Source organism: Sphingomonas sp. NIBR02145, assembly GCF_027359115.1.
In the GTDB taxonomy this organism is placed as follows: domain Bacteria; phylum Pseudomonadota; class Alphaproteobacteria; order Sphingomonadales; family Sphingomonadaceae; genus Sphingomonas; species Sphingomonas kyeonggiensis_A.
Genome location: NZ_CP114791.1, coordinates 3,416,976 through 3,440,727, shown reverse-complemented (window position 1 = coordinate 3,440,727; position 23,752 = coordinate 3,416,976). Strand labels below are relative to the sequence as shown.

Here is a 23,752-nt window from a genome sequence, read left to right as displayed (position 1 = left end):
ATAACTTCAAATATTTCACCCGTCAGTTCCATATGGGACTGCGGGCTTGCTCCCAATTTCCTCTAGTCATCGACAGTCGCAAATCGCCGGAGATCTCGATCCCGGCAGCCCCACAAAAGAAAAGATTCAACCATCCTTTCATCGTGGAGACTTGTCATGCCTGATACACTTCCAGCATTCCCGACCATCGACAGCCTGAACTGGTCGCCGCCTTCGCAGACCGACCCCGTCGAAATGGTCCGGTCCACGCGCAACCTGATCATCTATGCAGATGCGGACAACGCCAACTACCAGGACAATGTCTGGGACCAGGAAAGCGGCGACGGCGCGCCACGGCTCAACAATTGGTGGGACGGCAGCGCGCCGGTGGCCCGCCAGTTCGTGCTGCGCAAATATTGGAAGATGGTGCCCGGCACCTTCACCCATCTCTCCCCCGGCACCCAGCTGCAGAAGAGCTGGGAATATGACCATGGCATCTCGACCACCGACACCGAATCGATCACCGCGCAGATGGGCTTTTCGGGCGGCGGGCTCAGCGCCAGCCTGAGCGCGACGCTTTCGCATTCGGTGACGATCAACGACCTGCAAAAGACCACCACCCAGTTCACCATCCAGCCGCCCGCCTCGGGCACCCGGGTGTGGCTGCTATGGGACCTGATGTACCAGTTCATGATCGTCCGCAGCGACAGCAACGACCCGATCCCGCAGGGTACCTATCGCGGCGACGTCGATTTCAGCAACGACGACCATTATTCCGGCGCCTATCTCAACTATCGCTGGACGAACCTGACCGTGTCGGCGGGCATATTGTGCCCGCAGGACCGGGTCTTCGCCTGAAGGCGCTTCCGGCCTCTTCCCTAGCGGAGAGGCCGGATTTGCAGCCTCGTGCTCCCAGGAAACTTGCAAAAACCCGCCCGTTCGCGCACGCGCGACCCATCATGACAGACGATGCTATCCTGCGCGCAGCTGCGCTCGAGTCCAAGGCCTGGCCCTACGAAGAAGCGCGCAAGCTGGTGAAACGCTATCCGCAGGGCAAGCCCGACGGTTCGCCCGTGCTGTTCGAGACCGGCTACGGCCCCTCGGGCCTGCCGCATATCGGCACCTTCCAGGAAGTGCTGCGCACCACCATGGTGCGCCACGCCTATGAGGAGATGACCGGCAACAAGACGCGGCTGATCGCGTTCAGCGACGACATGGACGGCCTGCGCAAGGTGCCGGACAATGTGCCGAACCAGGCGCTGCTCGCCGAGCATCTCGGCAAGCCGCTGTCGCGCATCCCGGATCCGTTCGAGAAGTTCGAAAGCTTCGCCGCGCACAACAACTCGATGCTGCGCGAATTCCTCGATCGCTTCGGCTTCGAGTATGAATTCGCGTCCTCGACCGACTATTATGGCTCGGGCCGCTTCGACGAGACGCTGCGCAAGGTGCTGCGCAACTACCAGGCGATCATGGACGTGATGCTGCCGACGCTGCGCGCCGAGCGCCAGGCGACCTATTCGCCGGTGCTGCCGGTGAGCCCGAAAAGCGGCGTCGTGCTGCAGGTGCCGGTGGAAGTGATCGATGCCGAGGCCGGCATCATCCGCTTCGAGGATGAAGGCGAGACGATCGAGCAGTCGATCTTCGGCGGCCAGGCCAAGCTTCAGTGGAAGCCCGACTGGGGCATGCGCTGGGCGGCTCTCGGCGTTGATTATGAGATGTACGGCAAGGATCTGATCGACAGCGGCGTGCAGAGCGGCAAGATCACCCAGGTGCTGGGCGGCAGGCGCCCCGAGGGGCTGATCTACGAGCTGTTCCTCGACGCCAAGGGCGAGAAGATCTCCAAGTCGAAGGGCAACGGTCTCTCCATTGAGGAATGGCTGACCTACGGGCCGGACGAGAGCCTGGCCTTCTACATCTATCGCGAGCCCAAGAAGGCGAAGTCGCTGCACCTGGGGCTGATCCCGCGCGCGATCGAGGAATATTGGCAGTTCCGCGCCAACTATCCGACCCAGGAGATCGCGCAGAAGCTGGGCAACCCGGTCCACCATATCCATGGAGGCAAGGTGCCGGCCGAAACGCTGCCGGTGACCTTCGGGCTGCTGCTCAACCTGGTCAGCCTGCCGGGCGTGGGCAATCGCGAGACGATCTGGGGCTTCCTGCGCCGCTATTCGCCGGACCTGTCGCCGGAGAGCCATCCCGAGCTCGACCGTATGGTCGGCTATGCGATCCGCTACGCGAAGGACTTCGTCGAGCCTACGCTGCTGCGCCGCGCGCCGAGCGAAGCCGAAGCGGGTGCGCTGCGCCAGCTCGACGCGCAGCTTGCCGAACTGCCCGAGGACGCCTCGGCCGAGGATATCCAGAACATCGTCTACGAGATCGGCAAGACCGATGCGTTCGAGAACCTCCGCGACTGGTTCAAGGCGCTCTACGAGACGCTGCTGGGCAGCGAGCAGGGGCCGCGCATGGGCAGCTTCATCGCGCTCTACGGGATCGAGAACAGCCGCAAGCTGATCACCGAGGCGCTGGACAAGGCATGATCCGCATCGCCGCCGCCACACGCGCCTTCATTGCGAGCGAGGCGGCGGGCGGCGTGGTGCTGATGGCGGCATCGGCGTGCGCGCTGATCGTCGCCAATTCGCCGCTGGCAGCGGATTATTTCCATGTGCTCCACGTGGAACTGGGGCCGCTCAGCCTGCATGGCTGGGTGAACGACGCGCTGATGGCGGTGTTCTTCCTGCTCGTTGGCCTGGAGATCAAGGCGGAGATCACTGAGGGCCAGCTCGCCAGTTGGTCACAGCGCACCCTGCCGGTGATCGCGGCGGCTAGCGGCATGGCAGTGCCGGCGCTGGTCTATATCGCCGTCACGGCCTCCACGCCCGGACTGACGCGCGGCTGGGCGATTCCGGCGGCAACCGACATCGCCTTTGCGATGGGGCTGCTCGGGCTGCTCGGCAAGCGCGCGCCGGCATCGCTCAAGCTCCTGCTCACCACCATCGCGATCGTCGACGACATGGGCGCGGTGATCATCATCGCGCTGGCCTATACCGCCAAGCTCAACCTAGTCGCGCTGGCCGGCGCGGGCGTGCTGCTGGCGGCGATGCTCGCCTGCAGCCGCATGCGGGTGACACGGCTCGGGCCCTATCTGGTGCTGGCGGTGCTGCTGTGGCTCTGCGTCTTCGCCTCCGGCGTGCATGCGACCATCGCGGGCGTGGCGGCGGCGCTGGCGATCCCCCGCGCCGCCGGACTGAAGCTCGAACATGCGCTCAACCCCTGGGTGGCGTTCGGAATCGTGCCGCTGTTCGGCTTCGCCAATGCGGGCGTGGCGCTGCCCGGATGGGAGGCACTGCTGGCGCCGCTGCCGCTCGCCGTCGCGCTCGGGCTGTTCGCCGGCAAGCAGGTCGGCGTGTTCGGAAGCATATGGCTGGCGGTGAAGGCCGGCATCGCCCCGAAGCCACATGCGCGCTGGGGGCAAATCTATGGCATGGCGCTGCTCGCCGGCATCGGCTTCACGATGAGCCTGTTCATCGGCGGGCTGGCCTTCCCGGGCAACGCCGTGCTGACCGACCAGGTGAAGATCGGCGTGCTCGCCGGATCGCTCCTGTCGGCGCTGGCCGGTTACCTGGTCCTGCGCTCGACCAGCACCGCTACCACCAGCACCATGAACCCGCCGAGCGAGAGCAGCGCACCGACCCAGCCGGTCGACGTCCAGCCATAGCCGGCGGCGATCGCAAGGCCGCCCAGCCAGGGGCCGAGCGCATTGGCGGTGTTGAAAGCGGAGTGGTTGAGCGAAGCTGCGAGCCCCTGGGCTTCGCCGGCCACGTCCATCAACCGGGTCTGCAGCACCGCGCCGAGCGCGCCGAGGAACCCGATCGCGAAGATATCGAGCGCGATGCTCCATAGCTGATGCGCGGCGAGCGGATAGAAGGCGAGCGCAACCGCGCTGCCGAGCAGCAGCACCGCGGCAGTGGGCATCAGCGCCCGGTCGGCGAACTTGGGCACGATGATGCTGCCCAGCGTCGCGCCCATGCCGAAGATCGCCAGCACCAGTGGGATCATCGCCGGCGACGCCTTGGTCACCTCGAGCATGGTCGAAGCGACATAGGTGTAGACGCAGAACATGCCGCCAAAACCGATCGCGCTGATGCCGAGCGTGAGCCACACTTGGCCATTGGCGAGCGCGCCGAGCTCCTTGAGCGGGCTCGCGCCATGCTGGGGCGGATCGCGCGGGGCGAGCGCCGCGACCAGCACCACCGTCGCCAGTGCCAGCACGCCGACCACGACAAAGCCCCAGCGCCAGCCGACTGCCTGGCCCAGCCAGTTGGCGAGCGGCACGCCGAGGATCGTCGCCACCGTGAGGCCGAGCATCATCCTGCCAACTGCCTGCGACCGCTTGTTCATCGGCACCAGCGAAGCGGCGACCAGTGCGGCGATGCCGAAATAGGCACCGTGCGGCAGGCCGGAGAGGAAGCGGAACAGCAGCAGCCAGTGATAATTGGGCGCCGCCGCGCTCAGCGTGTTGAACAGGGCGAAGGCGCCCATCAGCAGGAGCAGCGTGAAACGGCGCGACAGCTTGGCCGCACCCACCGCAATCAGCGGCGCGCCAACCACCACGCCCAGCGCATAGGCGCTGATGACATGGCCGGCCGAAGGCGCGTCGATGCCGAGCCCCTGCGCCATGTACGGCACCAGGCTCATCGTTGCGAACTCGGTGGTGCCGATGGCAAAGCCGCCCATCGCGAGCGCGAAATGGACGAGGCCGACATTATGGGTCGGTGCGCTGGTGCTGGTGGGGGCGTGCATTGGCGCCCAAGTGGCCATGCTGCACTGCAGCGTCAATGCCTGTAGGGCGCAACATACGAATGCAGAAGCTGCATTCAGCCTTTGAAGCAGTTCTCCCTGTGCCAGCCAAGGAACAAAGGATGCGGATGATCGGCCGCCCGTGCAGGCAGCCGCGCGCGCCCGGAGCGGTTGAGCAAGGCCGCGATGCTATCCCGATCGTTGACGTGACGCGAGACCAGGATCGAGAGATCGTCAGCCAGCGAAAGCAGCCCGCGATCGAACATCCAGTGCACCGTCCCGGACAAGGCGAGCCCATTGGAGACGATGTCCGGGCCATTGGCCTCGACCGGGCGAATATGTGCAGCTTCTGCTTCGGCGCGGCCGCCGCCATTGATTAGCTTCAGACCGGTCAGCGCACAGCGTGCGTCATAGGCATCGAGCACGGTACGTCGGAAAGCACGGTCCCGCAGCGGCCGCGAGACCAGTTGCTGGATCCGTTCACGCTCTTCGAAATGAAAGACCGGTCCTTCTTCGCGCACCCGATTTGCGGGCTCATCCCGGCGCGGCAGCAACGCGTCCTCGTCATGCAGCCCGAGATTGATGATCCGGATGAAATCCTGGGTCGAGATCGGACGTACCGCGGCCTGGGTTCGGCCGGAATTCTTCTGCGCATCGTTAAGCACGCCTCGCTCGACCACGACGCCATCGATCTTGAATGGCACCGGCGTGCTGAACTGTATGAAATCCCCCTCGGCGATCATCGCATAATACATGCCCGCCTGCTCGGGGTCGGGCACGATCGAGGCCACACGGGCCATCGCCCAATAGCCTCGCGTGCGCTTCACCTTCACCGGTTCGTAATAGAGGATCCAGTCGCCAATACAGGCCTGTGCCCGCCCGAGATACTGCTTGGGAAAATGATAGCGGATTGCTGGCGTGTCCCGATAATTCGAGTCTTCGCGGTGAATGAACACGCCGTTAGCCATACGTAATGACTATCGGGCCAGATCGGCCATTGGCAAGCGATCCGAAAGACTAGCTAGCCGAACATCCCCTCGCCAAGCTTGCCCTATAAGGAAGGGTAACTGCGAAAAATACAGGTGCGCCGTGCGCTTGAGAGGCGCAGGCGCGTTGGCGGACGATGACTGAAACTGGCGGCTATTCCCGTGGCACTCCCGGATACAGGCGCCTGACGCTCGCGATGCTGTTCGCCGGCTTCTCGACCTTCTCGCTGCTCTATTCCGCCCAGCCGCTGCTGCCGCTGTTCGCCAGCGAATTCCATCTGAGCGCCGAGGCCGCCAGCCTCGCCATCTCGCTCGCGACCGGACCGCTCGCGGTGGCGATCGTCGTTGCCGGCATGCTCTCCGATAAGCTCGGGCGGAGGCCGCTGATGGTAGGCGCGATGTTCGGCGCGGGGTTGCTGACCATGCTGACCGGCCTGGCGCCGGGCTGGGACGCGCTGCTGGCCTTGCGCTTCCTCACCGGTATCGCGCTGGCCGGCATGCCGGCGGTCGCCATGGCCTATGTCAGCGAGGAGATCGAGCCGCGCTCGGTGGGGCCGGCAATGGGCCTCTATATCGCGGGCAGCGGGATCGGCGGCATGGCCGGACGCCTGGGCGTGAGCCTCATCACCGAACTGGTCGACTGGCGCTGGGGGCTGATCGGAGTGGGGCTGGCCGGGCTGGCAATGGCCGAGGGCTTTCGCCGTCTCGCCCCGCGCTCCCGCCGCTTCGTGGCGCAGGAAGTCCATCCCAGCGCCGTGATCGCCGCCGGAGGTGGCCTGTTCCGCGACCGCGCCATGCCTTTGCTCTATGCCGAGGCGTTCCTGCTGATGGGCGTGTTCGTCACCATCTACAATTATGTCGGCTTCCGCCTGCTCGCGCCGCCCTTCGGGCTGAGCCATGCGGCGATCGGCGCGATCTTCCTGCTCTATCTGCTCGGCTCGGTAAGCTCGACCTGGTTCGGACATTTGGCAGAGAAGCGCGGACGCCGGCTGATCTTCTGGATCCCGACTGCGATGCTGCTGGTCGGCGTGGCGCTGACTGCCTCGACCTGGCTGGCCCTGGTGGTGGCGGGGATCGGCATCGTCACTATCGGCTTTTTCGGCGCCCATTCGATCGCCTCGAGCTGGGTCGGCAGGCGCGCGCGGGCCAGCCGGGGGCAAGCAGCGGCCTTCTACCTGTTCTTCTATTATCTGGGATCGAGCGTGCTCGGCTCGGCGGGAGGCTTTGCCTGGACCGGCTGGGGCTGGGGCGGCGTTGCCCTCTATTGCGGGGTGCTGACCGTGCTCGCGCTGGCCATTGCTGCCAAGCTCTCGACCATCCCACCGCTGCCGTTGCCCGAGGTCACGCCGCCGCGAGCGATGGGAACGGACTAGGCATCGAAATCCCCTTCCGCCTTCAACACCACCAGCGGCTCCAGGCACGCCGAAGGATTGCCGCCTTCTCGGCCGATCTCGCGCGAAAGGCAGGCACCGGCAGCCTGCACCAACCTGATCCGCTCGGCATAGCGCCGCGCCTCGCAGATCGCCGCGAAGCTGCCCGATGACGGACCATTGGCACCGGTCATGACCCCGACCAGCCCGCATTCGCGCTGGATATAGCCACGCCAGCCGGCGAGCAGCGCGGCGACGCTTTCGGCGGGAAAGGCATCGCCGTGCGAGGGCGGAAGCTGCGCGACCTGGCGCAGCAGCACGGCATCGGCGCGATCGAGTTGTTTCGCCGCCTTCACCGCCTCCATCTGGTCGCGGCGCAATTCGTCGATCGACTGGGCCCGCACCGGCAGGACCGGGAACAGCGCCAGAGCAGCAAGCAGGGGAGCAAGTCGTCCTATCATGGGGGACGACTATGCCGGGACCTGAACAAAACAAAAGGGGGCGTTCCGGCGAGGAACACCCCCTATATTGTTCGCCCGAGAAGGGATCAGAGCTTCTCGGTCAGCTCCGGGACGATCTTGAACAGGTCGCCGACCAGGCCGATGTCCGCGACCTGGAAGATCGGGGCATCCTCGTCCTTGTTGATCGCGATGATCGTCTTGGAGTCCTTCATGCCAGCGAGGTGCTGGATCGCACCCGAGATGCCGATCGCGACATAGACTTCCGGAGCGACGATCTTGCCGGTCTGGCCGACCTGATAGTCGTTCGGGGCGTAGCCCGCGTCCACCGCGGCGCGCGAGGCGCCGACGGCGGCGCCGAGCTTGTCCGCCAGCGGATCGATCTGCGCGTGGAACTGCTCCGACGAGCCGAGCGCGCGGCCGCCCGAGACGATCACCTTGGCGCTGGTCAGCTCCGGACGCTCCGACTTGGCGATCTCGGCACCCGCGAAGGTGGAGAGGCCCTTGTCGCCTTCGCCCGATACGGCTTCGATCGCGCCCGAACCGCCGGTGGCCGCCGCCTTGGGGAAGGCGGTGCCGCGCACGGTGATCACCAGCTTCTTGTCGCTGGTCTGCACGGTGGCGATCGCGTTGCCGGCATAGATCGGGCGCGTGAAGGTGTCGGCACCCTCGACCGAGAGGATATCCGAGATCTGCATCACGTCGAGCGCGGCAGCCACGCGCGGCGCGATGTTCTTGCCGGTGGTGGTCGCCGGGAAGAGGACCGCGTCGTGCGTGCCCATCAGCGACACGATCAGCGGCGCGATGTTCTCTGCCAGGAAATGCTCATAAGCCGCGTCATCGGCGACATGGACCTTGCCCACGCCTTCGATCGCCGCCGCCGCCTGGGCAACGCCATCGACGCCCTTGCCGGCGACGAGGAGATGGACTTCACCGAGCTTCGCCGCAGCGGTGACCGCCGAGAGGGTGGCGTCCTTCAGGCTCTGATTGTCGTGCTCGACCCAAACCAGCGTCTTCATTTCGCGACTCCCAGACCCTTGAGCTTTTCGACCAGCTCGTCGACCGAGCCCACCTTGATGCCGGCCGTGCGCTTGGCCGGCTCGACGACCTTGAGCGTCTTGAGGCGCGGGGTGACATCGACGCCGTAATCCGCGACGGTCTTCTTCGCGACCGGCTTGGACTTGGCCTTCATGATGTTCGGCAGCGTGGCGTAGCGCGGCTCGTTGAGGCGAAGATCGGTGGTGACGATCGCCGGCAGCTTGAGATCCACGGTCTCGAGGCCACCATCGACTTCGCGGGTGACCTGTATGCCGTTGCCGCCCAGCTCGACCTTCGAGGCGAAGGTGCCCTGGGGCCAGCCGAGCAGCGCGGCGAGCATCTGGCCGGTCTGGTTGCTGTCGTCGTCGATCGCCTGCTTGCCGAGGATGATCAGCCCGGGCTGCTCTTCTTCGGCGACCTTGGCGAGGAGCTTGGCGACGGCCAGCGGCTCGATTTCGTCATCGGTCTGGATCAGGATGCCGCGATCGGCGCCCATGGCGCGTGCGGTGAGCAGCACATCGGTCTCCGCCTTGGCGACGCCGATGGTGACGACGACCACCTCGGTCGCGGCGCCCTTTTCCTTGAGGCGCACGGCTTCCTCGATCGCGATCTCGTCGAACGGGTTCATGCTCATCTTGACGTTGGCGAGATCGACCCCCGTCCCATCCGCCTTCACGCGGGGCTTCACATTGTAGTCAAGCACGCGCTTGACCGGCACCAGAACTTTCATCGAAATCCTCTCCATCGCTGGAAGAACGGCAATGCCAACCGCTAATGCCCGAGATTCCGGCCAAGTCCACCCCAAACAGTGATAGGGCATACCCAATCATCGAAAAATCGGTGCGGATGGCCGTTTTGCCGAGGCACCGCGAGTTCACCCGAAATTCAGACGCGAACATGCAGCTTCGTGAAGAAAGGGAGAGGACAGATGGGGAAGTACCAGCTGATCATCGGAGCAGCGCTGGCCGCAAGCGTCGCCACCGCGCCCGCGCTTGCGCAGGATGCGCCGGTTTCCGCCAAGGAGAAGAAGCCGCCCGCAACCATCGCCAGGCCGGGCGGCGCGGTCTCGTCGAGCTATGCGCGCTGCGCGCCCGGCAGCCCGATCGGCGGCATCGTGGTGAAGGGCGGGGTGAACCCGACCAGGCGGGAGGGCGCGGCCGAGCCGGAATGCCAGTCCACGACGGGCGGCGAAGCGGTGGAGGGCCGAGCCTATACCGGCGGCCGGCGCAACGAGGACGCGCCCGCAGCTGCGGTTGAGGCGACGGCGGCCGGGGACATGCCTGCGCGCCTGTCGATGACGCCGACCACGGCCAAGGCGGTCACGCCATCCGCGCCGGCGGGCAAGAGCATCAGCGAGAAGGGCTTGCCCGCATCGAAGCCGCACTGAACGAAAAGGGCGGGAGAGACCCGGTCTCTCCCGCCCCTTCGATCCAGGACGACTGTCAGCCAGTCAGGTCGCTCAGGCGGCGACCTTCTTGACCTCGGCCACGATCTTCTTGGCGGCGTCGCCCAGATCGTTGGCGGGGACGATCGCAAGGCCCGAATTGGCCAGGATGTCCTTGCCCTGCTGGACGTTGGTGCCCTCGAGGCGCACGACCAGCGGTACCGAGAGGTTCACTTCCTTCGCCGCGGCGACAATGCCCTCGGCGATGATGTCGCAGCGCATGATGCCGCCGAAGATGTTGACCAGGATGCCCTTCACCGCCGGATCGCTCAGGATGATCTTGAACGCCGCGGTGACCTTCTCCTTGTTGGCGCCACCGCCCACGTCGAGGAAGTTGGCCGGGAACATGCCGTTGAGCTTGATGATGTCCATCGTGGCCATCGCCAGGCCAGCGCCGTTGACCATGCAGCCGATGTCGCCGTCGAGCTTGATGTAGGCGAGGTCGTACTTCGACGCCTCGAGCTCCATCGGATCCTCTTCCGACTCGTCGCGCAGCTCGGCGAGGTCCTTGTGGCGGAACATCGCGTTCGAATCGAAGCCGACCTTGGCGTCGAGGACGAGGAGGTTGCCCTGCTCGGTCAGCGCGAGCGGGTTGACTTCGATCTGCGCGGCATCGGTCGCCAGGAAGGCGGCGAACAGCGACGACGCGACCTTGGCGGCCTGCTTGCCCTGATCGCCGGTCAGGCCCAGCGCGGCAGCGACGGCGCGGCCGTGGTGCGGCATGAAGCCGGTCGCGGGATCGACGTCGAAAGTGTGGATCTTCTCGGGAGTCGAATGCGCGACTTCCTCGATGTCCATGCCGCCCTCGGTCGAGACGACAAAGGCGACGCGGCCGGTGACGCGGTCGACGAGGAGCGCGAGGTAGAACTCCTTCGCGATGTCGGCGCCGTCGGTGATGTAGAGGCGGTTGACCTGCTTGCCATGCTCACCGGTCTGGATCGTCACCAGCGTGTTGCCGAGCATGTCGGTCGCGTGGGCACGGACCTCGTCCAGCGAGAAGGCGAGGCGGACGCCGCCCTTCGCATCGGGGCCGAGCTCCTTGAACTTGCCCTTGCCGCGGCCGCCGGCATGGATCTGCGACTTCACGACGAAGAGCGGTCCGGGCAGCTTCTTGGCGGCCTCGACGGCCTCCTCGACGGTGAACGCGGCGAAGCCGGCAGCGATCGGCGCGCCATACTTGGCGAGCAGTTCCTTGGCCTGATATTCATGGATGTTCATGGGACGCGCCCTCGTCTTTTGTGGCGGGAAGGAGTTTGCGGGTGCCTTAAGCACGGCGCGCGCGCGAATCCAAATCTTTTCGCAGTAAATGCGATTGCGACAAACTTGCAATAAGTCGTCGTAAAGCCGGTATGGCGGGAAGTGCCGCCCACCGCTAGGGAATCGCCATGACCCTCGTCCTTGCCGCCGCACTGCTGTCTCGCCCTCTGCCGAACCTGGTGTTGCCCATCAGGCGCTCGACCGGCTCATCGGGTGCTGGGACGCGCCGGGCGAAGTGATGGGCAAGCGCGTCGCGACTCGGGTGCGGGCCGCGTGGCGGCTGGGCGGGCGCTACCTGCTGCTGGAATCGCACGGCCTCGATCCGGCCGATCCCTATGACGCGGCGATCATGATCGGTGACCATGACGGGGACAGGCTAAGCGCGTGGTGGATGGACAGTTTCGGCGCGGGCTACAGCGCCGCCGGCAAGGGCCAGGCCGACAAGGCCGGCGCCATCGCGATCGACTATGCCTATCCCGATGCGCTCTACGCCAATCGGCTGACGCCGCAGGGCAAGGGCTGGCGCTGGACGATCACCGAGCGCAAGCTCGACGGCAGCGAGAAGCCCTTTGCCAGCTATACGCTGAGCCCGGCCAAATGCGACGGCACGGCCTTCGCCTTCTGAGCCGGAACGCCTATCTAATGCTCATGTCGCCCTGGATCGGCCTTGCCCTGTTCCTTGCCACGCTCGCCGGGATGGAGCTGTTCGCCTGGGCGATGCACCGCTGGGTGATGCACGGGCCGGGCTGGTTCCTGCACGAGAGCCACCACCGTGCCCGCACCGGCTGGTTCGAGTGGAACGACCTCTACGCGGTGATCTTCGCGGTGCCCTCGATCATCCTGATCTATGGCGGCGTACAGGCGGGCTGGTGGCTTGGTTCCACGTGGATCGGTGCCGGAATCGCCGGCTATGGCGCGATCTATTTCGGCTTCCACGACGTGATCGTCCACCAGCGGGTGCGCCATCGCTATGTCCCGCGCTCGCGCTACATGAAGCGGATCGTCCAGGCGCACCGACTGCATCACGCGGTCGAATCCAGGCAAGGCGCGGTCAGCTTCGGCTTCCTCTGGGCCGCGCCCGCCGACGAGCTGAAGCGCCAGCTCAAGGCTCGTGGCAGTTCGGCCCGCATCCGCACGAACCCGGATTGACGACTCATCCAGTGCCGGACACATGCTTGTGTCCATGGAGCATCTGAACCTCCCCGAGTCCGAATGGCGCAAGCGCCTCAACCCGGAACAGTTTCACGTGCTGCGAGAGGCCGGGACCGAACCCGCCTTTTCCGGCCGCTTTACCGACAACAAGGCCGATGGCCTGTATCTCTGTGCCGGCTGCAAGCTCGAGTTGTTCGACAGCGCCGACAAATATGATTCGGGATCGGGCTGGCCCAGCTTCACCCGGCCGCTCGATTCGGAGAACGTCACCGAGCATGCCGATGTCAGCCATGGCATGCGCCGCGTCGAACTGCGCTGCGCCCGTTGCGACGGGCATCAGGGCCATGTCTTTCCCGACGGGCCGCCGCCGACCGGCCTGCGCTACTGCATCAACTCGGCCAGCCTCGATTTTCGTTCACGTGGTGGCAACCACAATGCCGCTAGCGACCGGGCTTGAGCGCCTGATCCTTGTGAGCGGGCCGAATAGGGCTTAATCGCACTCCCCCGATGCCATCGAAAAACCTGCCAGCCGTGATCCGCACGCCCAAATGGCGTGACCTTGCCTTCTGGAAGCGCCTTGCCTTCTGGACTCTGATCAGCGGGGGCAGCCTGGCGCTGCTTGCATTCATCGCGCTGCTGATCGCGGTCTATTCGACCAAGTCGACGCTGCCGAGCTTCGACGAACTCAAGTCGTCGCCCAACGGCCAGATGATCCGCGTCCATGCCGCGGACGGCACCGTGCTAGTCTCGCTCGGGCCGAGCTATGGCGAGTGGATCAAGTACGACCAGATCCCGCAGGTGATGAAGGACGCGATCATCGCCACCGAGGATCGCCGCTTCGAATCGCACTGGGGCGTCGATCCGGTCGGTGTCGCCCGCATGTTCTGGCGCGCCAAGCAGCTGCATGACGAAGGCCGGCGCCTCCAGGGCGGCTCGACCATCACCCAGCAGGTGGCACGCACCATCTTCCTGTCGAACAAGTACGACCTCGGCCGCAAGGTGCGCGAAGGCATCATCGCGCTGTCGATGGAGCGCAAGTTCACCAAGAACGAGATTCTCGAGCTCTATCTCAACAAGGTCTATTTCGGCGGCGGCGCCTATGGGATCGACGCGGCGAGCCGGAAGTTCTTCGGCCATCCGGCGACGAATCTGAGCCTGGCCGAGGCGGCGGTGATCGCCGGCCTGGTCAAGGCGCCGTCGCATTATTCGCCCACCGCCGACGCCGACGCTGCGATCGGCCGCGCCAGCGTAGTGCTCGACCTGATGGCCGAGACCGGCAAGATCACCGAGGCGCAGGCCAAGGGCACCGATCCGCGCACCGTGGCACTTGCGCCCGAACCCAAGCAGAACAGCGTACGCTACTTCACCGACTGGGCGCTGCCCCAGCTCGAAGTGCTGATCGACGAGACCGAAGCGCCGCTCGAGGTGTGGACCACGCTCGACCTGGGCATGCAGCGCGCCGCCGATGACGCGATCCGCGCCAATGCCCCGAAGAACGCGCAGGGTGCGCTGGTCAGCCTCGACCGCGACGGCGCCGTCCGCGCAATGGTCGGCGGCAAGGACTATGTCGCCTCGATCTACAACCGCGCGACCCAGGCGACGCGCCAGCCGGGCTCGGCGTTCAAGCTGTTCGTCTATCTCGCCGCGCTGGAATCGGGCCACAAGCCCGACGACCTGGTGGTCGACGAGCCGGTGACGATCAATGGCTGGAGCCCCCGCAACAGCTCGGGCGCGTTCCGCGGCGAGATGAACATCCGCACCGCCTTCGCCTATTCGGTCAATACGATCGCGGCGAAGCTCGGCCAGGAGGTCGGCTTCGGCGCGATCGCCGACATGGCGCGCCGCTTCGGCATCACCACGCCGGTGGACACGCATCCGGCGATGGTGCTCGGCACTTCGGACGTGCGCCTGATCGACATGACCCGCGCCTTCGCCTCGGTGGCGAACAAGGGCGTGGCGGTGACGCCCTATGGCATCACTCGGGTGACTGCGAACGGCGCGGTGATCTACCAGCACGAGGTGGACACCAGCCATGTGCTCGTCGCGCCTTATGTCGCGGCGCAAATGACCGACCTGATGCAGACCGCGGTCGCCACCGGCACCGGCCGCGCCGCGCAGATCGGCCGCCCGGTCGCAGGCAAGACCGGCACCACCACTTCGAACAAGGACGGCTGGTTCGTCGGCTTCTCCTCGGGCCTTACCACGGGCGTTTGGATGGGCCGCGACGATGCCAGGGTCGTCCCCGGCCTGCAGGGCGGCACCGCCCCGGCGCGTGCCTTCCATGACTTCATGATCAAGGCCGTAGCCAAGCGCCCGGTCGAGCAGTTCGACACCCAGGTGACCCTGCCCGAGTACCAGCTCGACGAAGAGAACGCCGCCTATGGCGAGCCCGACAATGGCGTGTTCGTCGATGAGGACGGCAATCCGGTGCCCGAAGACCAGCAGCCGCGCGGCGACGGCACCGAACAGGTCCAGCCGATTCCCGGCCAGCAGGGCGGCCAGGGCGACGAGCAGCTCGACCAGGACTGGATCGACCGGATGACCGGCCGCCGTCCCTCGGCGCCTGCGCAGCCACAGCGCGATCCCCGGGACACACCGCGCGACGCGCCGCGGCAGCAAGCGCCCCAGCCGCGGGACGCGGCGCCTCGCGGCGAACAGCAATAACACTTTGTGAGCCCCCTCCCGGAAGGGAGGGGAAGTATCACCGCCCGTACCAGTGCAGCCCGGCGCCGTTGCGCTTGAGCCAGGCCCGGGCCCGCTCGGGATCGCCCTCGTAGAGCTCGGCCACCACCCGGTGGAACGCCGGCGAATGGTTCATATGGATGCGGTGCGCCACTTCATGCGCCACCGTGGAGCGGCGGACGAAACTCGGGGCGAGCAGCAGCCGCCAGCTGTAGCGAATCTGGCCCGACGAAGCGCAGCTGCCCCAGCGGCCGCGCGGATCGCCGATCGATACCTTGGTGACCGTCACCCCGGCACGCTCGGCATATTCGGCGGTTTCCTCGCTCAGCAGATCGAGCGCCGCCTGGCGGAGCCAGCGCTCGATGCGCTTCTCCAACCCCTCGCGCGGGCCACCGCAGAGCAGCTGGTCGCCGATCAGGCGCGGGGTGCGGCCGGCACCGGTCGCGGGCCAGACGATCTCCACTTCTGCATCGCCGATCGGAATCCGCGCGCCCGGCTCGAATGGCCGTGCCTCGGGCATCTTGGCCTGCTGCGCCGCAATCCAGCCCTGATGCTCACGCGCCCAGTCCATCGCCTTCTTGAGCGAAGCGCGCGGGGGCAGAGTGAGCTTTATCCGGCCACTGCGCGGATCGACCGAGAGCCGCATCCGCCGCGAGCGGGCGTTGCGGACTACCTCGATCTCGGGGTCGCTCAAAGTTCGCGGTCCACCAGGTGATGCTCGAAATCGATCACGTCGTCCTCGCTGACCGTCCAGCCGCGAGTCGATTCACCGGCCTTGTGGACCGCTTCGGGATCGCCGCTCACCAGATAATGCCAGTCGGGCAGCGGCTTGCCCTCGCTGCGCAGGCGATAGGCACAGGTGGAGGGAAGCCACTCGATCTCGGGCACGTTGCGCACCGTCAGCCGCACGCATTCGGGGACATAGGCGTGGCGGTGCTTGTAGTCCGAACAGCGCCCCATCCGCCGATCGAGCAGGCGGCAGGCGACGTTGGTGGCGTGCAGCTCACCCGTCTCCTCATCCTCCAGCTTGTGGATGCAGCATTTGCCGCAGCCGTCGCAAAGGGCTTCCCATTGCGCACGGTCGAGCTTTTCCAGCGGCAGGTCTTCCCAGAATTTCCCGGTCATTTCACCCAGTGTTCGAGCTCCGCCACAAGGGCCGGAGCATCCTTCTCGATCGGCAGCGACGTGATTGGCTTGCCGTCCCGGTCCATAAGATAGGCAATCTGGCTGTGTCCTACCAGATAGGCGCCGCCCGGACCGGGTGCTTCCTTCTTGGCATAGACCGCATATTGCCTGGTAACCGCCTGGATCGCCGCCGGAGTGCCGGTGAGCCCGACGATCCGGTCGTCGAAATTGCGGACGAACTCGCCGACCACCTTGGGCGTGTCGCGCTCGGGATCGACGGTGATGAAGATCGGCACGATCGCCTTCGCCTTGTCCGGCGCCTGCTTGTCGAGCGTCTTCATCGCCTGGCCGATCTTGAGCATGTCGTTCGGGCAGATGTCCGGGCACCAGGTGTACCCGAAATAGACGATGCGATATTTGCCGGCGAAATCGCCGTCGCGAACCGTCTTGCCCGCGGGATCGGTGAGCGCGAACGGCCCGCCGATCCGCGCCCCGGCCAGCGGGGGCTCATCGGCCGCGCCGCCGCTGCAGCCTGAGACGATCAGTAGCAAAGGCGCAAAGGCCTGAAATATCCTGCTCATGGTATCGCCAGCCATGATCTGATAGTTCGGGGCTTGCAAGCACTGCCGCTATGGGGTTTGGGCAAACACATGATCGTACGCGTAATGGGCGCCGCCGGCGCCGCCCTGCTGATGCTCGCCGCCGTGCCGGCATCGGCCCAGCAATTCTCGGACAGCTACAACTTCCTCAACGCCATCCGCGAGACGGACGGCGCCAAGGTGAACAAGTATCTCGAGAACAAGTCGCTCCGCATCGTCAACGCGAAGGATCGCACGACCGGCGAGGGCGCGCTGCACATCGTGACCAAGCGCAATGACGCGACCTATCTGCGCGTGCTGCTCCAGCAGGACGATATCAACGCCAACCTGCCGGACGGCCGCGGCAACACCGCGCTGATCATCGCCGCGGAGCGGGGTTGGGGCGAGGGCGTGCAGATCCTGATCAAGTACGGCGCCAATGTGAACATGGCGAACAGCAGCGGCGAGACCCCGCTGATCCGCGCCGTGCAGGTCCATGACATCGACGTGGTCCGGCAGCTGCTCGATGCCGGCGCCAATCCGGACCGCACCGACAATGTCACCGGCAAGTCCGCCCGCGACTATGCCCATGACGAGACCCGCTACCCGCAGATCGCCAAGCTGCTCAACGAAGCACCCAAGGGCGGCAAGAGCAGCGGCGCTGCCGCGCCGGCAGGCCCGAAGCTCTAAGCCCCGGCACGGAAGCCGGGCCCTTCCCGGCTTCCCCCCTCGAACATCGAAGCTGCGGCCGGGCGCCAAAGTACACGAAGTACAGGCCAAGAGCGGGTTTGTGCGCGCCTTTCGACGGCCCGGCACCGGCCGGAAGCGCGCCCCAAGCAGCCCTATTGCGCGCGCGGGATCCTATTCTTCCAACAGGCCTAGAACGCCGCCTCCGCATCGGGATCCAGCATCTGGATCACCCGGCGCGCGGCGCGGCGGGCGAAGGCGAGCGTAGTCTTCTTGCGGGTGGGTGCCGGCAGCGGCACCGTCGCCGCTTCACGCATCACCGCCGCATCATAGCGATCGGCGACGATCAGCCCGGCGCGCGCCGGCAGGAAGCCTTCCTGCTCGAAGGGCCGCAGGTCGAAGCCTTCCGGCACCGCCCAGAAGAAACGGTCGCAATGCGCGAGATAATCGGTCCATTTGCCGTCACCGAGCAGATCGGCGCGCGAGACCTTGATCTCGACGATGACGATGTTGCCGCGGGAATCGATCGCCATCAGATCGGCGCGACGGCCGCCCTCGAGCGGCACTTCGGCCAGCGCGACGCAATCATGGCGCAGCAGCAGGCGCGTTACCCCGCGCGCCACATCGGCGGCGATCAGGGGGCCATCTGGCAGCGGGTCTTCCGAAAGCGAAACGGCCGGGGAGGTCATCCCCGGCCGTTTAGAACATTAAGCGAACGCGGGGAACCCCGCGACTCGGCTCAACGATAGAAAACATGGTTGCCGACCGAGCCGACACGGGCGCGCTTCCAGCTCGGCTTCACGTAGCGGGCATGGAAATACAGCGCTTCCGGCACCGGCGAATCCCACTGGTCCTTCATTGCGACCTGGGCGACCGCGAGCGCCTTCTTCCACTGGCCGTTCGACGGCGGGGTCGGCAGCTTGCCGCCGCGCACGAAGGAGAACTGGCCGCGCTGGGTGACGACGCCGCACACCGAAGTGGGGAAACGGCCCGACTCGGTGCGGTTGAGGATCACATCGGCAACCGCGAGCTGGCCCGAAAGGGGCTCGCCCTTGGCTTCGTAATAGATGCTGACGGCAAGGCAGTTGAGCTCGCGGTCGAGCGACGCGGGCGCATCCTGCGCAGCCACGGCATCAGACAGCGAAGCGAAATCTTCGTCCGCATCGACATTGGGGATCGGCTGGACGATTTCCGTCTTTTCCTGGACCGGAGTCGGCGCGGCCTGGGGGGCCGGCGCGGGAACCTGCTGGAGGTTCTGGACGTTGACCTGATGAACCGGCGCATCCTGCACGGTGTTGGTCACGTCGAGCGTGGCGGCATTCGCAAGTGCGCCAGCGCAAAAAGTCACGGCCGCGAAACCCGCGGCGCGATGGATGAACTTCATTAGGGTTCGTTACTGTGCGGTTGGTGCGCGGCCGGCCCTGTTTCTCATATGGGCCGCCGGGCTTCCCCCCCGACTGCGTAACCGACCGACTTCACACCCCGGCAGGCACAACGCGATTGAAAGTGGTCGGCCCTTTCGCCGCGCGCGAGGCTTATGTCAATTCAATGTCATCGTTTCAGCGGCGAACCGTTCGCCGTCTGCGATATCCAGTTCAATCACCCAAAGATCTGAATCGCGCGCTCGACGCCGCTGCCAATAGGCGGTGACTTCGCCGTCGTCGGCAAATAACTGGGGTCCCGAGCGAATTAGGGCGGCGCCCCCATCAGGACCAAGGCCACGCTCGAAGAAGCGCGGATTGGCGCCGCGTTCGACTAGCAGCAACAGCACCGCTCCGGCCGTCGCGTCCCCCTTGGCCAGCACCATCGCGCTGCCGCCGGCACCCTCGGCACGGCGGATCAGCGCGTTGACCAGCACGCCGGTGGCGAGCCGCGCCATCAGCCCTGCGCGTAGCCGGGAAGCGTGGCGAGCGGGATACGCGAGCGCATGAAGGTGCCGGTGCCGCGCGCCGCTTCCTCGCCGGTCGCATCGATCAGCCGCGCCTCGCCCACGAACACGCGACGCTGCCCGCTAACCCAGCGCCCCTCCGCCACCACAGGGCCAGGCCCCAGAGGCTTGGTGAGCAGCAGGTTGAACTGGGTGGTCAGCACGAAGCGATCGGTGACCAGGCTGTTCACCGCGTAAAAGGCGGCGTCATCGAGCATCTTGAAATAGCTCGTGCCATGCGCCGCGCCGGCGGCGTGGAAATAGCGTTCGTCGATATTGAAGCGGATGCGCGCGACGCCGGGTTCCGGGATCTCGAGCACGGACTCGAACAGCCGGTTGATCGGCGCCGCGGCATAAAGGGATTCGAGCGCACGGAAATGCGCCTCCGCCCCCGTGGGAGACTCAGGCTGCGTCACGCGTCTCCACGCCAGCGAGCAGGGCATAGAGCGCATCGCGCGAGCCCGCGCCGCGCAGCTTGGCGGCGATGGTCTTGTCGCGCAGCAGCCGCGAGACACAGGCCAGCGCCTTGAGATGCTCGGCACCCGCGCCGACCGGCGAGAGCAGCATGAACACCAGGTCGACCGGCAGTTCGTCCACCGCGCCGAAATCGACGGGTTTGTCGAGCCGGACGAATATGCCGCAGACGCGGCGGATGGATTCGAGCTTGCCGTGCGGGATGGCGATACCGGCGCCAAAACCGGTCGAACCGAGCTTCTCGCGCTCGGAAAGCGTTTCGGCCACACCGCGGGCGTCGAGGCCGTAAGCCTCGGCCGCCGCGGCCCCCAGCGCCGCGAACAGCGCCTTCTTGCTGGCAACACTCACGCCGGAGAGCACTGCCTCCGGCACGAGCAAATCACTGATCGTCGTCATCGAAATTCCAGTTGAGGTCCGCCCCCCGGGGCCTGCCTAATACTCAGGCGGCGCGATTGGGTTCCACCCATCCGATCGTCCCGTCGCCGCGCCGATACACCATGTTATGGGCGCCCGTCGCGCTGTTTTTGAACAGCAGCGCGTTGGTATTCCGCAGGTCGAGCATCATAACTGCGTCCGAAACGGTGGCATCCGGCACGTCGACACGGGTCTCCGCGATGATCAGCGGCGCATCCGAGGCCTCGTCCTCATCCACGCTTTCCTGGAACAGCGTGTAGCCGGCATTGTTGTCATAGGATCCGTTGTCATAGGCGCCATTCTCGGCGAAGGCGTTGACCACGCCATTCTGCCGATCCTTGAGCCGGCGGGTATAGCGGCGAAGCTGCTTGTCGATCCGGTCGGCCGCGCCGTCGAACGCGCCATGTGCCTCCATGCCCTTGTTGGTCGCCTTGAGGACCAGGCCCTGCATCACGTGCATCACGATGTCGCAGGTGAAGCCGTTATCGTGCGGACCCTTGCCGAAGGTCGCCTGGGAGGAGAGGGCGCGCGAGAAATATTTGTCGGCGATCCCCTGGAGTCGTTCGGTCACCTGCTCCTTGAGCGCGGCGCCAGTCTCGACCTGATGCCCAGAAACCCGAATGTCCATCGTTCACCTCCACTTTTATGAGGACCCTAGCTGGGGCGGGGTCCGGACCGATTGACCGCGGTCAACTACCGGGATCAACTGGTCGGGGCGGTGCCCCAGAGCGGCTCCTCCATCTTGGAAAGAAAGGCTGCGTGGCGTTCGAGTTCCGCCGGACTCGCAGCAAATTGTCGTGCGGGACGCACATGTACCCGTGTCGGCGCTTCGGCGGCGGTCTCGCGGACCACCGGCGCGTCCACCGCCAGGCCAAGCGTGATCTGCCGGCCGCCGGTCAGCTCGACATAGACCTGCGCCAGCAGCGAGGCGTCGATCAGCGCGCCGTGCAGCGTGCGCTGGGTCAGATCGATGCCATAGCGCGAGCAGAGCGCATCGAGCGTATGCTTGGCGCCGGGATGCTTCACCCGCGCGATCGCCAGCGTATCGACCATGCGGCTGAGGTCGACGATGGGCCGGCCGCTGCGGATCAGCTCGCCATTGATGAAGCCGAAGTCGAAATTGGCGTTGTGCGCGATCATCGGGCTGTCGCCGATGAACTCGAGCATGTCCTCGACCACATCCTCGAACAGCGGCTTGTCCGAGAGGAACACGTCCGACAGGCCGTGGACGTTGAACGCCTCGATCGGCATCGGCCGCTGGGGATTGATATAGACGTGGAAATTGCGCCCGGTGAGCACGCGATTGACCAGCTCGACACAGCCGATCTCGACCAGCCGGTCGCCACCAGAGAAGCTGAGCCCGGTGGTTTCGGTGTCGAACACGATTTCACGCATTGCGACCTTATCCTCCCGCGCGGCCCGCTAGGCAAGCGATGACATTACGTACCACCGCGCGCGTCTCCCCGATCGTCCCGCCGGTGGGGACGACGAAGTCCGCGCGGTCGCGCTTTTCCGAGTCGGGCAGCTGGCGGGCGAGGATCGCTTCGAATCGCGCCTCGGTCATGCCCGGCCGGGCCAGCACGCGCTCGCGCTGCACTTCGGGGGGTGCGGAGACCACGGCGATCTTGTCGACATGGCGCCAGCCGCCCGCTTCGAACAGCAAGGGTATGTCGAGCACCACCAGCGGCGCATCGCGATTCGCCTGGAGAAAGGCCTCGCGCTTGTCGGCGACAGCGGGGTGGAGGATCGCTTCCAGCCGGGCAAAGGCAGTGGGATCGGCCATCACCGCCTCGCGCAGCAGCGTGCGGTTCACCCCGAGTTCGCTGGTGGTGTCGGGAAACTCGGCCTCGATCGCGGCGACGGCTTCGCCGTCCGGGCCCTGGAGCCTGTGGACCTCGGCATCGGCATCGAACACCGGCACGCCGTCTTCGGCGAACATCGCCGCCACGGTCGACTTGCCCATGCCGATCGACCCGGTGAGGCCCAGGGTGACCGGACGATCGCTCATTTCAGCAGCAGCGCGCGCAGTTCGTCGTCGCGGTCGCGCGGAGGCTCGGCGCCGAAGAACAGCTCGAAGGCGAGCGCGGCCTGGCCGACCAGCATCTCGAGCCCATCTACCGTATCGAGATCGCGGTCGCGCGCCTGGGCGAGCAGCTCGGTCTCGAGCGGGGCATAGACCGCGTCATAGACCACCGCATCCTCGGGCAGCGGCGACAGGTCGATCTCGAGCGGCGGCTGGCCGACCATGCCGAGCGCACTGGCATTCACCAGCAGCGCGGCCGGGGGCAGCTTGGCGGTGAGCGGCAGCGCATCGCCCCTGATCCCGAAGCCGGAGAGCAGCGCTGCGCCCTTCAGCACATTGCGGTTGAGCAGGGTGACCTTGCCGACGCCGACACGGGACAGCGCGAACAGGATCGCGCGCGCCGCACCGCCGGCGCCGATGACCACGACATGCCGGCCCTCGAGGTCGAGCCCGGCGATCGGCGCATAGAAGCCGCCGGCATCGGTGTTGGTGCCGATCAGCGCACCATCCTCGGCGCGTACCACCGTGTTGATCGCGCCGATCGAATCGCGGACGCCGCCGCGATCCTCGACGAACTCGAGCGACGCCTGCTTATGGGGCAGGGTTATGTTGCAGCCGCGCCAGTCCGGATCCGCCTTCCGCGACTCGAAATAGCCGGCAAGCTCCTCGGGCTTCACATGCGCGCGGCGATATTCGGCTTCGATGCCGAGCTGCTCCAGCCAGAAGCCATGAATCAGCGGCGACTTGGACTGGGCGATGGGGTCGCCGATCACCTCGGCATATGCAGTCATGACGTCAGAACCCCGCGGGTGCGCAGATAGGAAAGGATCGGCAGCAACGGCATGCCGAGGATGGTGAACTGGCTGCCGTCGGTGCGGCTGAACAGCTGGACGCCCGGCCCCTCGATCCGGAAGCAGCCGACGCACCCGGCGATCGCAGGCCATTCGACATCGAGATATTCCTCGATGAATTCCTCGGACAGCGGCCGGACATGGAGCTTGGCGCGATCGACAAACCGCCACACTGCGCGGCCACCCTCGGCGATCACCGCGGCGCTGTAGATGTCGTGCGTCTTGCCCGACATGCGGCGGAGATGGTCGGCGGCCTGCTCGCGGCTCTCCGGCTTGTCGAGCAGCGAGCCGTCGTCGAGCGCGACCAGCGAGTCGCCGCCGAGTACCAGCGCCGTGGGGACAAGGCCGGAGACCTTGAGCGCCTTCAGCTCGGCCAGCGCATCCGCCAGGTCGCGCGGCGCGATGCCGCTCGCGAGCAAAGATTCCTTGGCCGAGGCTTCGTCGACCTGTGCCGTCACGGCTTCATGCGGCACGCCGGCATCGTTGAGCATCGCGCGGCGCGAGGCGCTT

Annotated in this window: 29 protein-coding genes; 10 read left to right on the top strand and 19 right to left on the bottom strand. The window is 66.1% G+C overall.

Annotated features, from left to right (window positions below; all coding sequences use genetic code 11):
* Positions 1–156: 156 nt before the first annotated feature.
* The 3 genes from O3305_RS15520 to nhaA all read left to right on the top strand — a co-directional run bounded on the left by O3305_RS15520 (position 157) and on the right by nhaA (position 3,694).
* On the top strand, positions 157–837 hold the full coding sequence (locus O3305_RS15520; protein ID WP_269573352.1) for a hypothetical protein: 681 nt from the start codon (positions 157–159) through the stop codon (positions 835–837).
* Between the two features lie 101 nt (positions 838–938).
* A complete protein-coding gene (locus tag O3305_RS15515) occupies positions 939–2,516 on the top strand; it encodes a lysine--tRNA ligase (protein ID WP_269573351.1) in 1,578 nt (525 codons plus the stop codon).
* Positions 2,513–3,694: a Na+/H+ antiporter NhaA gene (nhaA, locus tag O3305_RS15510; RefSeq protein WP_269573350.1), complete on the top strand. Its 1,182-nt coding sequence runs from the start codon at positions 2,513–2,515 to the stop codon at positions 3,692–3,694. Before O3305_RS15515 ends, nhaA begins: the two co-directional genes overlap by 4 nt.
* Here nhaA and O3305_RS15505 read toward each other — a convergent pair.
* Positions 3,595–4,779: an MFS transporter gene (locus tag O3305_RS15505; RefSeq protein ID WP_269573349.1), complete on the bottom strand. Its 1,185-nt coding sequence runs from the start codon at positions 4,777–4,779 to the stop codon at positions 3,595–3,597. The two genes, nhaA and O3305_RS15505, sit on opposite strands and share 100 nt — an antisense overlap.
* A gap of 74 nt (positions 4,780–4,853) precedes the next feature.
* On the bottom strand, positions 4,854–5,744 hold the full coding sequence (locus O3305_RS15500) for an HNH endonuclease (protein ID WP_269573348.1): 891 nt from the start codon (positions 5,742–5,744) through the stop codon (positions 4,854–4,856).
* Between the two features lie 155 nt (positions 5,745–5,899).
* On the opposite strand from O3305_RS15500, the gene O3305_RS15495 reads away from it, so the two are divergent.
* Positions 5,900–7,135: an MFS transporter gene (locus O3305_RS15495; protein ID WP_269573347.1), complete on the top strand. Its 1,236-nt coding sequence runs from the start codon at positions 5,900–5,902 to the stop codon at positions 7,133–7,135.
* Here the strand turns inward: O3305_RS15495 and O3305_RS15490 are convergent.
* The 3 genes from O3305_RS15490 to O3305_RS15480 form a co-directional block, all read right to left on the bottom strand.
* On the bottom strand, positions 7,132–7,593 hold the full coding sequence (locus O3305_RS15490; protein ID WP_269573346.1) for a hypothetical protein: 462 nt from the start codon (positions 7,591–7,593) through the stop codon (positions 7,132–7,134). The genes O3305_RS15495 and O3305_RS15490 overlap by 4 nt on opposite strands.
* A gap of 86 nt (positions 7,594–7,679) precedes the next feature.
* Complete coding sequence (locus O3305_RS15485) at positions 7,680–8,609, bottom strand: electron transfer flavoprotein subunit alpha/FixB family protein (protein WP_269573345.1); 930 nt, start codon at positions 8,607–8,609, stop codon at positions 7,680–7,682.
* A complete protein-coding gene (locus tag O3305_RS15480) occupies positions 8,606–9,358 on the bottom strand; it encodes an electron transfer flavoprotein subunit beta/FixA family protein (RefSeq protein ID WP_269573344.1) in 753 nt (250 codons plus the stop codon). The genes O3305_RS15485 and O3305_RS15480 overlap by 4 nt, the downstream gene beginning before the upstream one ends.
* A gap of 198 nt (positions 9,359–9,556) precedes the next feature.
* Here O3305_RS15480 and O3305_RS15475 point away from each other — a divergent pair, with 198 nt between their 5' ends.
* Entirely contained in the window at positions 9,557–10,015 is a 459-nt protein-coding gene (locus O3305_RS15475; RefSeq protein ID WP_269573343.1) for a hypothetical protein, read from the top strand.
* 72 nt (positions 10,016–10,087) lie between these two features.
* On the opposite strand, the gene sucC is transcribed toward O3305_RS15475, so the two are convergent.
* On the bottom strand, positions 10,088–11,290 hold the full coding sequence (sucC, locus tag O3305_RS15470; RefSeq protein WP_269573342.1) for an ADP-forming succinate--CoA ligase subunit beta: 1,203 nt from the start codon (positions 11,288–11,290) through the stop codon (positions 10,088–10,090).
* A 277-nt stretch (positions 11,291–11,567) separates the two neighbouring features.
* Between sucC and O3305_RS15465 the strand changes: the two genes are divergently transcribed.
* Genes O3305_RS15465 through O3305_RS15450 form a run of 4 tightly spaced genes read left to right on the top strand, consistent with a single transcriptional unit; the run spans position 11,568 to position 15,145 of the window.
* Positions 11,568–11,954: a hypothetical protein gene (locus O3305_RS15465; protein ID WP_269573341.1), complete on the top strand. Its 387-nt coding sequence runs from the start codon at positions 11,568–11,570 to the stop codon at positions 11,952–11,954.
* Between the two features lie 23 nt (positions 11,955–11,977).
* Complete coding sequence (locus O3305_RS15460) at positions 11,978–12,478, top strand: sterol desaturase family protein (protein ID WP_269573340.1); 501 nt, start codon at positions 11,978–11,980, stop codon at positions 12,476–12,478.
* 34 nt (positions 12,479–12,512) lie between these two features.
* The gene (gene msrB / locus O3305_RS15455) at positions 12,513–12,938 is read left to right on the top strand and encodes a peptide-methionine (R)-S-oxide reductase MsrB (protein WP_184163282.1); all 426 of its coding nucleotides are present in this window, start codon (positions 12,513–12,515) and stop codon (positions 12,936–12,938) included.
* A 50-nt stretch (positions 12,939–12,988) separates the two neighbouring features.
* Entirely contained in the window at positions 12,989–15,145 is a 2,157-nt protein-coding gene (locus tag O3305_RS15450; protein ID WP_269573339.1) for a transglycosylase domain-containing protein, read from the top strand.
* Positions 15,146–15,182: 37 nt separating this feature from the next.
* Here the strand turns inward: O3305_RS15450 and O3305_RS15445 are convergent, their stop codons facing one another.
* Genes O3305_RS15445 through O3305_RS15435 form a run of 3 tightly spaced genes read right to left on the bottom strand, consistent with a single transcriptional unit; the run spans position 15,183 to position 16,869 of the window.
* A complete protein-coding gene (locus tag O3305_RS15445; protein ID WP_446745955.1) occupies positions 15,183–15,809 on the bottom strand; it encodes a M48 family metallopeptidase in 627 nt (208 codons plus the stop codon).
* Between the two features lie 44 nt (positions 15,810–15,853).
* On the bottom strand, positions 15,854–16,288 hold the full coding sequence (locus O3305_RS15440; protein ID WP_184163288.1) for a YcgN family cysteine cluster protein: 435 nt from the start codon (positions 16,286–16,288) through the stop codon (positions 15,854–15,856).
* A complete protein-coding gene (locus tag O3305_RS15435) occupies positions 16,285–16,869 on the bottom strand; it encodes an SCO family protein (protein ID WP_269573337.1) in 585 nt (194 codons plus the stop codon). Before O3305_RS15435 ends, O3305_RS15440 begins: the two co-directional genes overlap by 4 nt.
* Positions 16,870–16,938: 69 nt before the next feature.
* Between O3305_RS15435 and O3305_RS15430 the strand changes: the two genes are divergently transcribed.
* Positions 16,939–17,556, top strand: coding sequence for an ankyrin repeat domain-containing protein (locus O3305_RS15430; RefSeq protein WP_269573336.1), 618 nt, complete (start codon positions 16,939–16,941; stop codon positions 17,554–17,556).
* A 188-nt stretch (positions 17,557–17,744) separates the two neighbouring features.
* On the opposite strand, the gene O3305_RS15425 is transcribed toward O3305_RS15430, so the two are convergent.
* The 10 genes from O3305_RS15425 to O3305_RS15380 form a co-directional block, all read right to left on the bottom strand.
* Positions 17,745–18,242, bottom strand: coding sequence for an MmcB family DNA repair protein (locus O3305_RS15425; RefSeq protein ID WP_269573335.1), 498 nt, complete (start codon positions 18,240–18,242; stop codon positions 17,745–17,747).
* 50 nt (positions 18,243–18,292) lie between these two features.
* Entirely contained in the window at positions 18,293–18,901 is a 609-nt protein-coding gene (locus O3305_RS15420; RefSeq protein ID WP_269573334.1) for a cell wall hydrolase, read from the bottom strand.
* Positions 18,902–19,093: 192 nt separating this feature from the next.
* Entirely contained in the window at positions 19,094–19,432 is a 339-nt protein-coding gene (locus O3305_RS15415) for a DUF1491 family protein (RefSeq protein ID WP_446745953.1), read from the bottom strand.
* Entirely contained in the window at positions 19,432–19,923 is a 492-nt protein-coding gene (locus O3305_RS15410) for a PaaI family thioesterase (protein WP_269576531.1), read from the bottom strand. The genes O3305_RS15415 and O3305_RS15410 overlap by 1 nt, the downstream gene beginning before the upstream one ends.
* The gene (locus tag O3305_RS15405; protein ID WP_184163303.1) at positions 19,883–20,350 is read right to left on the bottom strand and encodes a PTS sugar transporter subunit IIA; all 468 of its coding nucleotides are present in this window, start codon (positions 20,348–20,350) and stop codon (positions 19,883–19,885) included. The genes O3305_RS15410 and O3305_RS15405 overlap by 41 nt, the downstream gene beginning before the upstream one ends.
* Before the next feature lie 43 nt (positions 20,351–20,393).
* Positions 20,394–20,996 (bottom strand): ribosome hibernation-promoting factor, HPF/YfiA family, encoded by a 603-nt coding sequence (hpf, locus tag O3305_RS15400; RefSeq protein WP_184163307.1) that lies wholly within the window; start codon positions 20,994–20,996, stop codon positions 20,394–20,396.
* A 74-nt stretch (positions 20,997–21,070) separates the two neighbouring features.
* Positions 21,071–21,763, bottom strand: coding sequence for a DNA polymerase III subunit epsilon (dnaQ, locus tag O3305_RS15395; RefSeq protein ID WP_269573333.1), 693 nt, complete (start codon positions 21,761–21,763; stop codon positions 21,071–21,073).
* Between the two features lie 7 nt (positions 21,764–21,770).
* A complete protein-coding gene (coaE, locus tag O3305_RS15390; RefSeq protein ID WP_269573332.1) occupies positions 21,771–22,376 on the bottom strand; it encodes a dephospho-CoA kinase in 606 nt (201 codons plus the stop codon).
* Positions 22,373–23,182 carry a shikimate dehydrogenase gene (gene aroE, locus O3305_RS15385; protein WP_269573331.1) on the bottom strand — a complete coding sequence of 270 codons (810 nt, stop codon included), beginning with the start codon at positions 23,180–23,182 and terminating at the stop codon, positions 22,373–22,375. Before aroE ends, coaE begins: the two co-directional genes overlap by 4 nt.
* Positions 23,179–23,733: a Maf family protein gene (locus O3305_RS15380; RefSeq protein ID WP_269576530.1), complete on the bottom strand. Its 555-nt coding sequence runs from the start codon at positions 23,731–23,733 to the stop codon at positions 23,179–23,181. The genes aroE and O3305_RS15380 overlap by 4 nt, the downstream gene beginning before the upstream one ends.
* Positions 23,734–23,752 lie beyond the last annotated feature (19 nt).

Bases quoted from the DNA above. Each gene is read 5' to 3' on its own strand.
- O3305_RS15520 (WP_269573352.1), top strand. From the start codon at position 157: ATGCCTGATACACTTCCAGCATTCCCGACCATCGACAGCCTGAACTGG.
- O3305_RS15515 (WP_269573351.1), top strand. From the start codon at position 939: ATGACAGACGATGCTATCCTGCGCGCAGCTGCGCTCGAGTCCAAGGCC.
- nhaA (WP_269573350.1), top strand. From the start codon at position 2,513: ATGATCCGCATCGCCGCCGCCACACGCGCCTTCATTGCGAGCGAGGCG.
- O3305_RS15505 (WP_269573349.1), bottom strand. From the start codon at position 4,779: ATGCACGCCCCCACCAGCACCAGCGCACCGACCCATAATGTCGGCCTC.
- O3305_RS15500 (WP_269573348.1), bottom strand. From the start codon at position 5,744: ATGGCTAACGGCGTGTTCATTCACCGCGAAGACTCGAATTATCGGGAC.
- O3305_RS15495 (WP_269573347.1), top strand. From the start codon at position 5,900: ATGACTGAAACTGGCGGCTATTCCCGTGGCACTCCCGGATACAGGCGC.
- O3305_RS15490 (WP_269573346.1), bottom strand. From the start codon at position 7,593: ATGATAGGACGACTTGCTCCCCTGCTTGCTGCTCTGGCGCTGTTCCCG.
- O3305_RS15485 (WP_269573345.1), bottom strand. From the start codon at position 8,609: ATGAAGACGCTGGTTTGGGTCGAGCACGACAATCAGAGCCTGAAGGAC.
- O3305_RS15480 (WP_269573344.1), bottom strand. From the start codon at position 9,358: ATGAAAGTTCTGGTGCCGGTCAAGCGCGTGCTTGACTACAATGTGAAG.
- O3305_RS15475 (WP_269573343.1), top strand. From the start codon at position 9,557: ATGGGGAAGTACCAGCTGATCATCGGAGCAGCGCTGGCCGCAAGCGTC.
- sucC (WP_269573342.1), bottom strand. From the start codon at position 11,290: ATGAACATCCATGAATATCAGGCCAAGGAACTGCTCGCCAAGTATGGC.
- O3305_RS15465 (WP_269573341.1), top strand. From the start codon at position 11,568: ATGGGCAAGCGCGTCGCGACTCGGGTGCGGGCCGCGTGGCGGCTGGGC.
- O3305_RS15460 (WP_269573340.1), top strand. From the start codon at position 11,978: ATGTCGCCCTGGATCGGCCTTGCCCTGTTCCTTGCCACGCTCGCCGGG.
- msrB (WP_184163282.1), top strand. From the start codon at position 12,513: ATGGAGCATCTGAACCTCCCCGAGTCCGAATGGCGCAAGCGCCTCAAC.
- O3305_RS15450 (WP_269573339.1), top strand. From the start codon at position 12,989: ATGCCATCGAAAAACCTGCCAGCCGTGATCCGCACGCCCAAATGGCGT.
- O3305_RS15445 (WP_446745955.1), bottom strand. From the start codon at position 15,809: ATGCGGCTCTCGGTCGATCCGCGCAGTGGCCGGATAAAGCTCACTCTG.
- O3305_RS15440 (WP_184163288.1), bottom strand. From the start codon at position 16,288: ATGACCGGGAAATTCTGGGAAGACCTGCCGCTGGAAAAGCTCGACCGT.
- O3305_RS15435 (WP_269573337.1), bottom strand. From the start codon at position 16,869: ATGAGCAGGATATTTCAGGCCTTTGCGCCTTTGCTACTGATCGTCTCA.
- O3305_RS15430 (WP_269573336.1), top strand. From the start codon at position 16,939: ATGATCGTACGCGTAATGGGCGCCGCCGGCGCCGCCCTGCTGATGCTC.
- O3305_RS15425 (WP_269573335.1), bottom strand. From the start codon at position 18,242: ATGACCTCCCCGGCCGTTTCGCTTTCGGAAGACCCGCTGCCAGATGGC.
- O3305_RS15415 (WP_446745953.1), bottom strand. From the start codon at position 19,432: ATGGCGCGGCTCGCCACCGGCGTGCTGGTCAACGCGCTGATCCGCCGT.
- O3305_RS15410 (WP_269576531.1), bottom strand. From the start codon at position 19,923: ATGCCCTGCTCGCTGGCGTGGAGACGCGTGACGCAGCCTGAGTCTCCC.
- O3305_RS15405 (WP_184163303.1), bottom strand. From the start codon at position 20,350: ATGACGACGATCAGTGATTTGCTCGTGCCGGAGGCAGTGCTCTCCGGC.
- hpf (WP_184163307.1), bottom strand. From the start codon at position 20,996: ATGGACATTCGGGTTTCTGGGCATCAGGTCGAGACTGGCGCCGCGCTC.
- dnaQ (WP_269573333.1), bottom strand. From the start codon at position 21,763: ATGCGTGAAATCGTGTTCGACACCGAAACCACCGGGCTCAGCTTCTCT.
- coaE (WP_269573332.1), bottom strand. From the start codon at position 22,376: ATGAGCGATCGTCCGGTCACCCTGGGCCTCACCGGGTCGATCGGCATG.
- aroE (WP_269573331.1), bottom strand. From the start codon at position 23,182: ATGACTGCATATGCCGAGGTGATCGGCGACCCCATCGCCCAGTCCAAG.
- O3305_RS15380 (WP_269576530.1), bottom strand. From the start codon at position 23,733: ATGCTCAACGATGCCGGCGTGCCGCATGAAGCCGTGACGGCACAGGTC.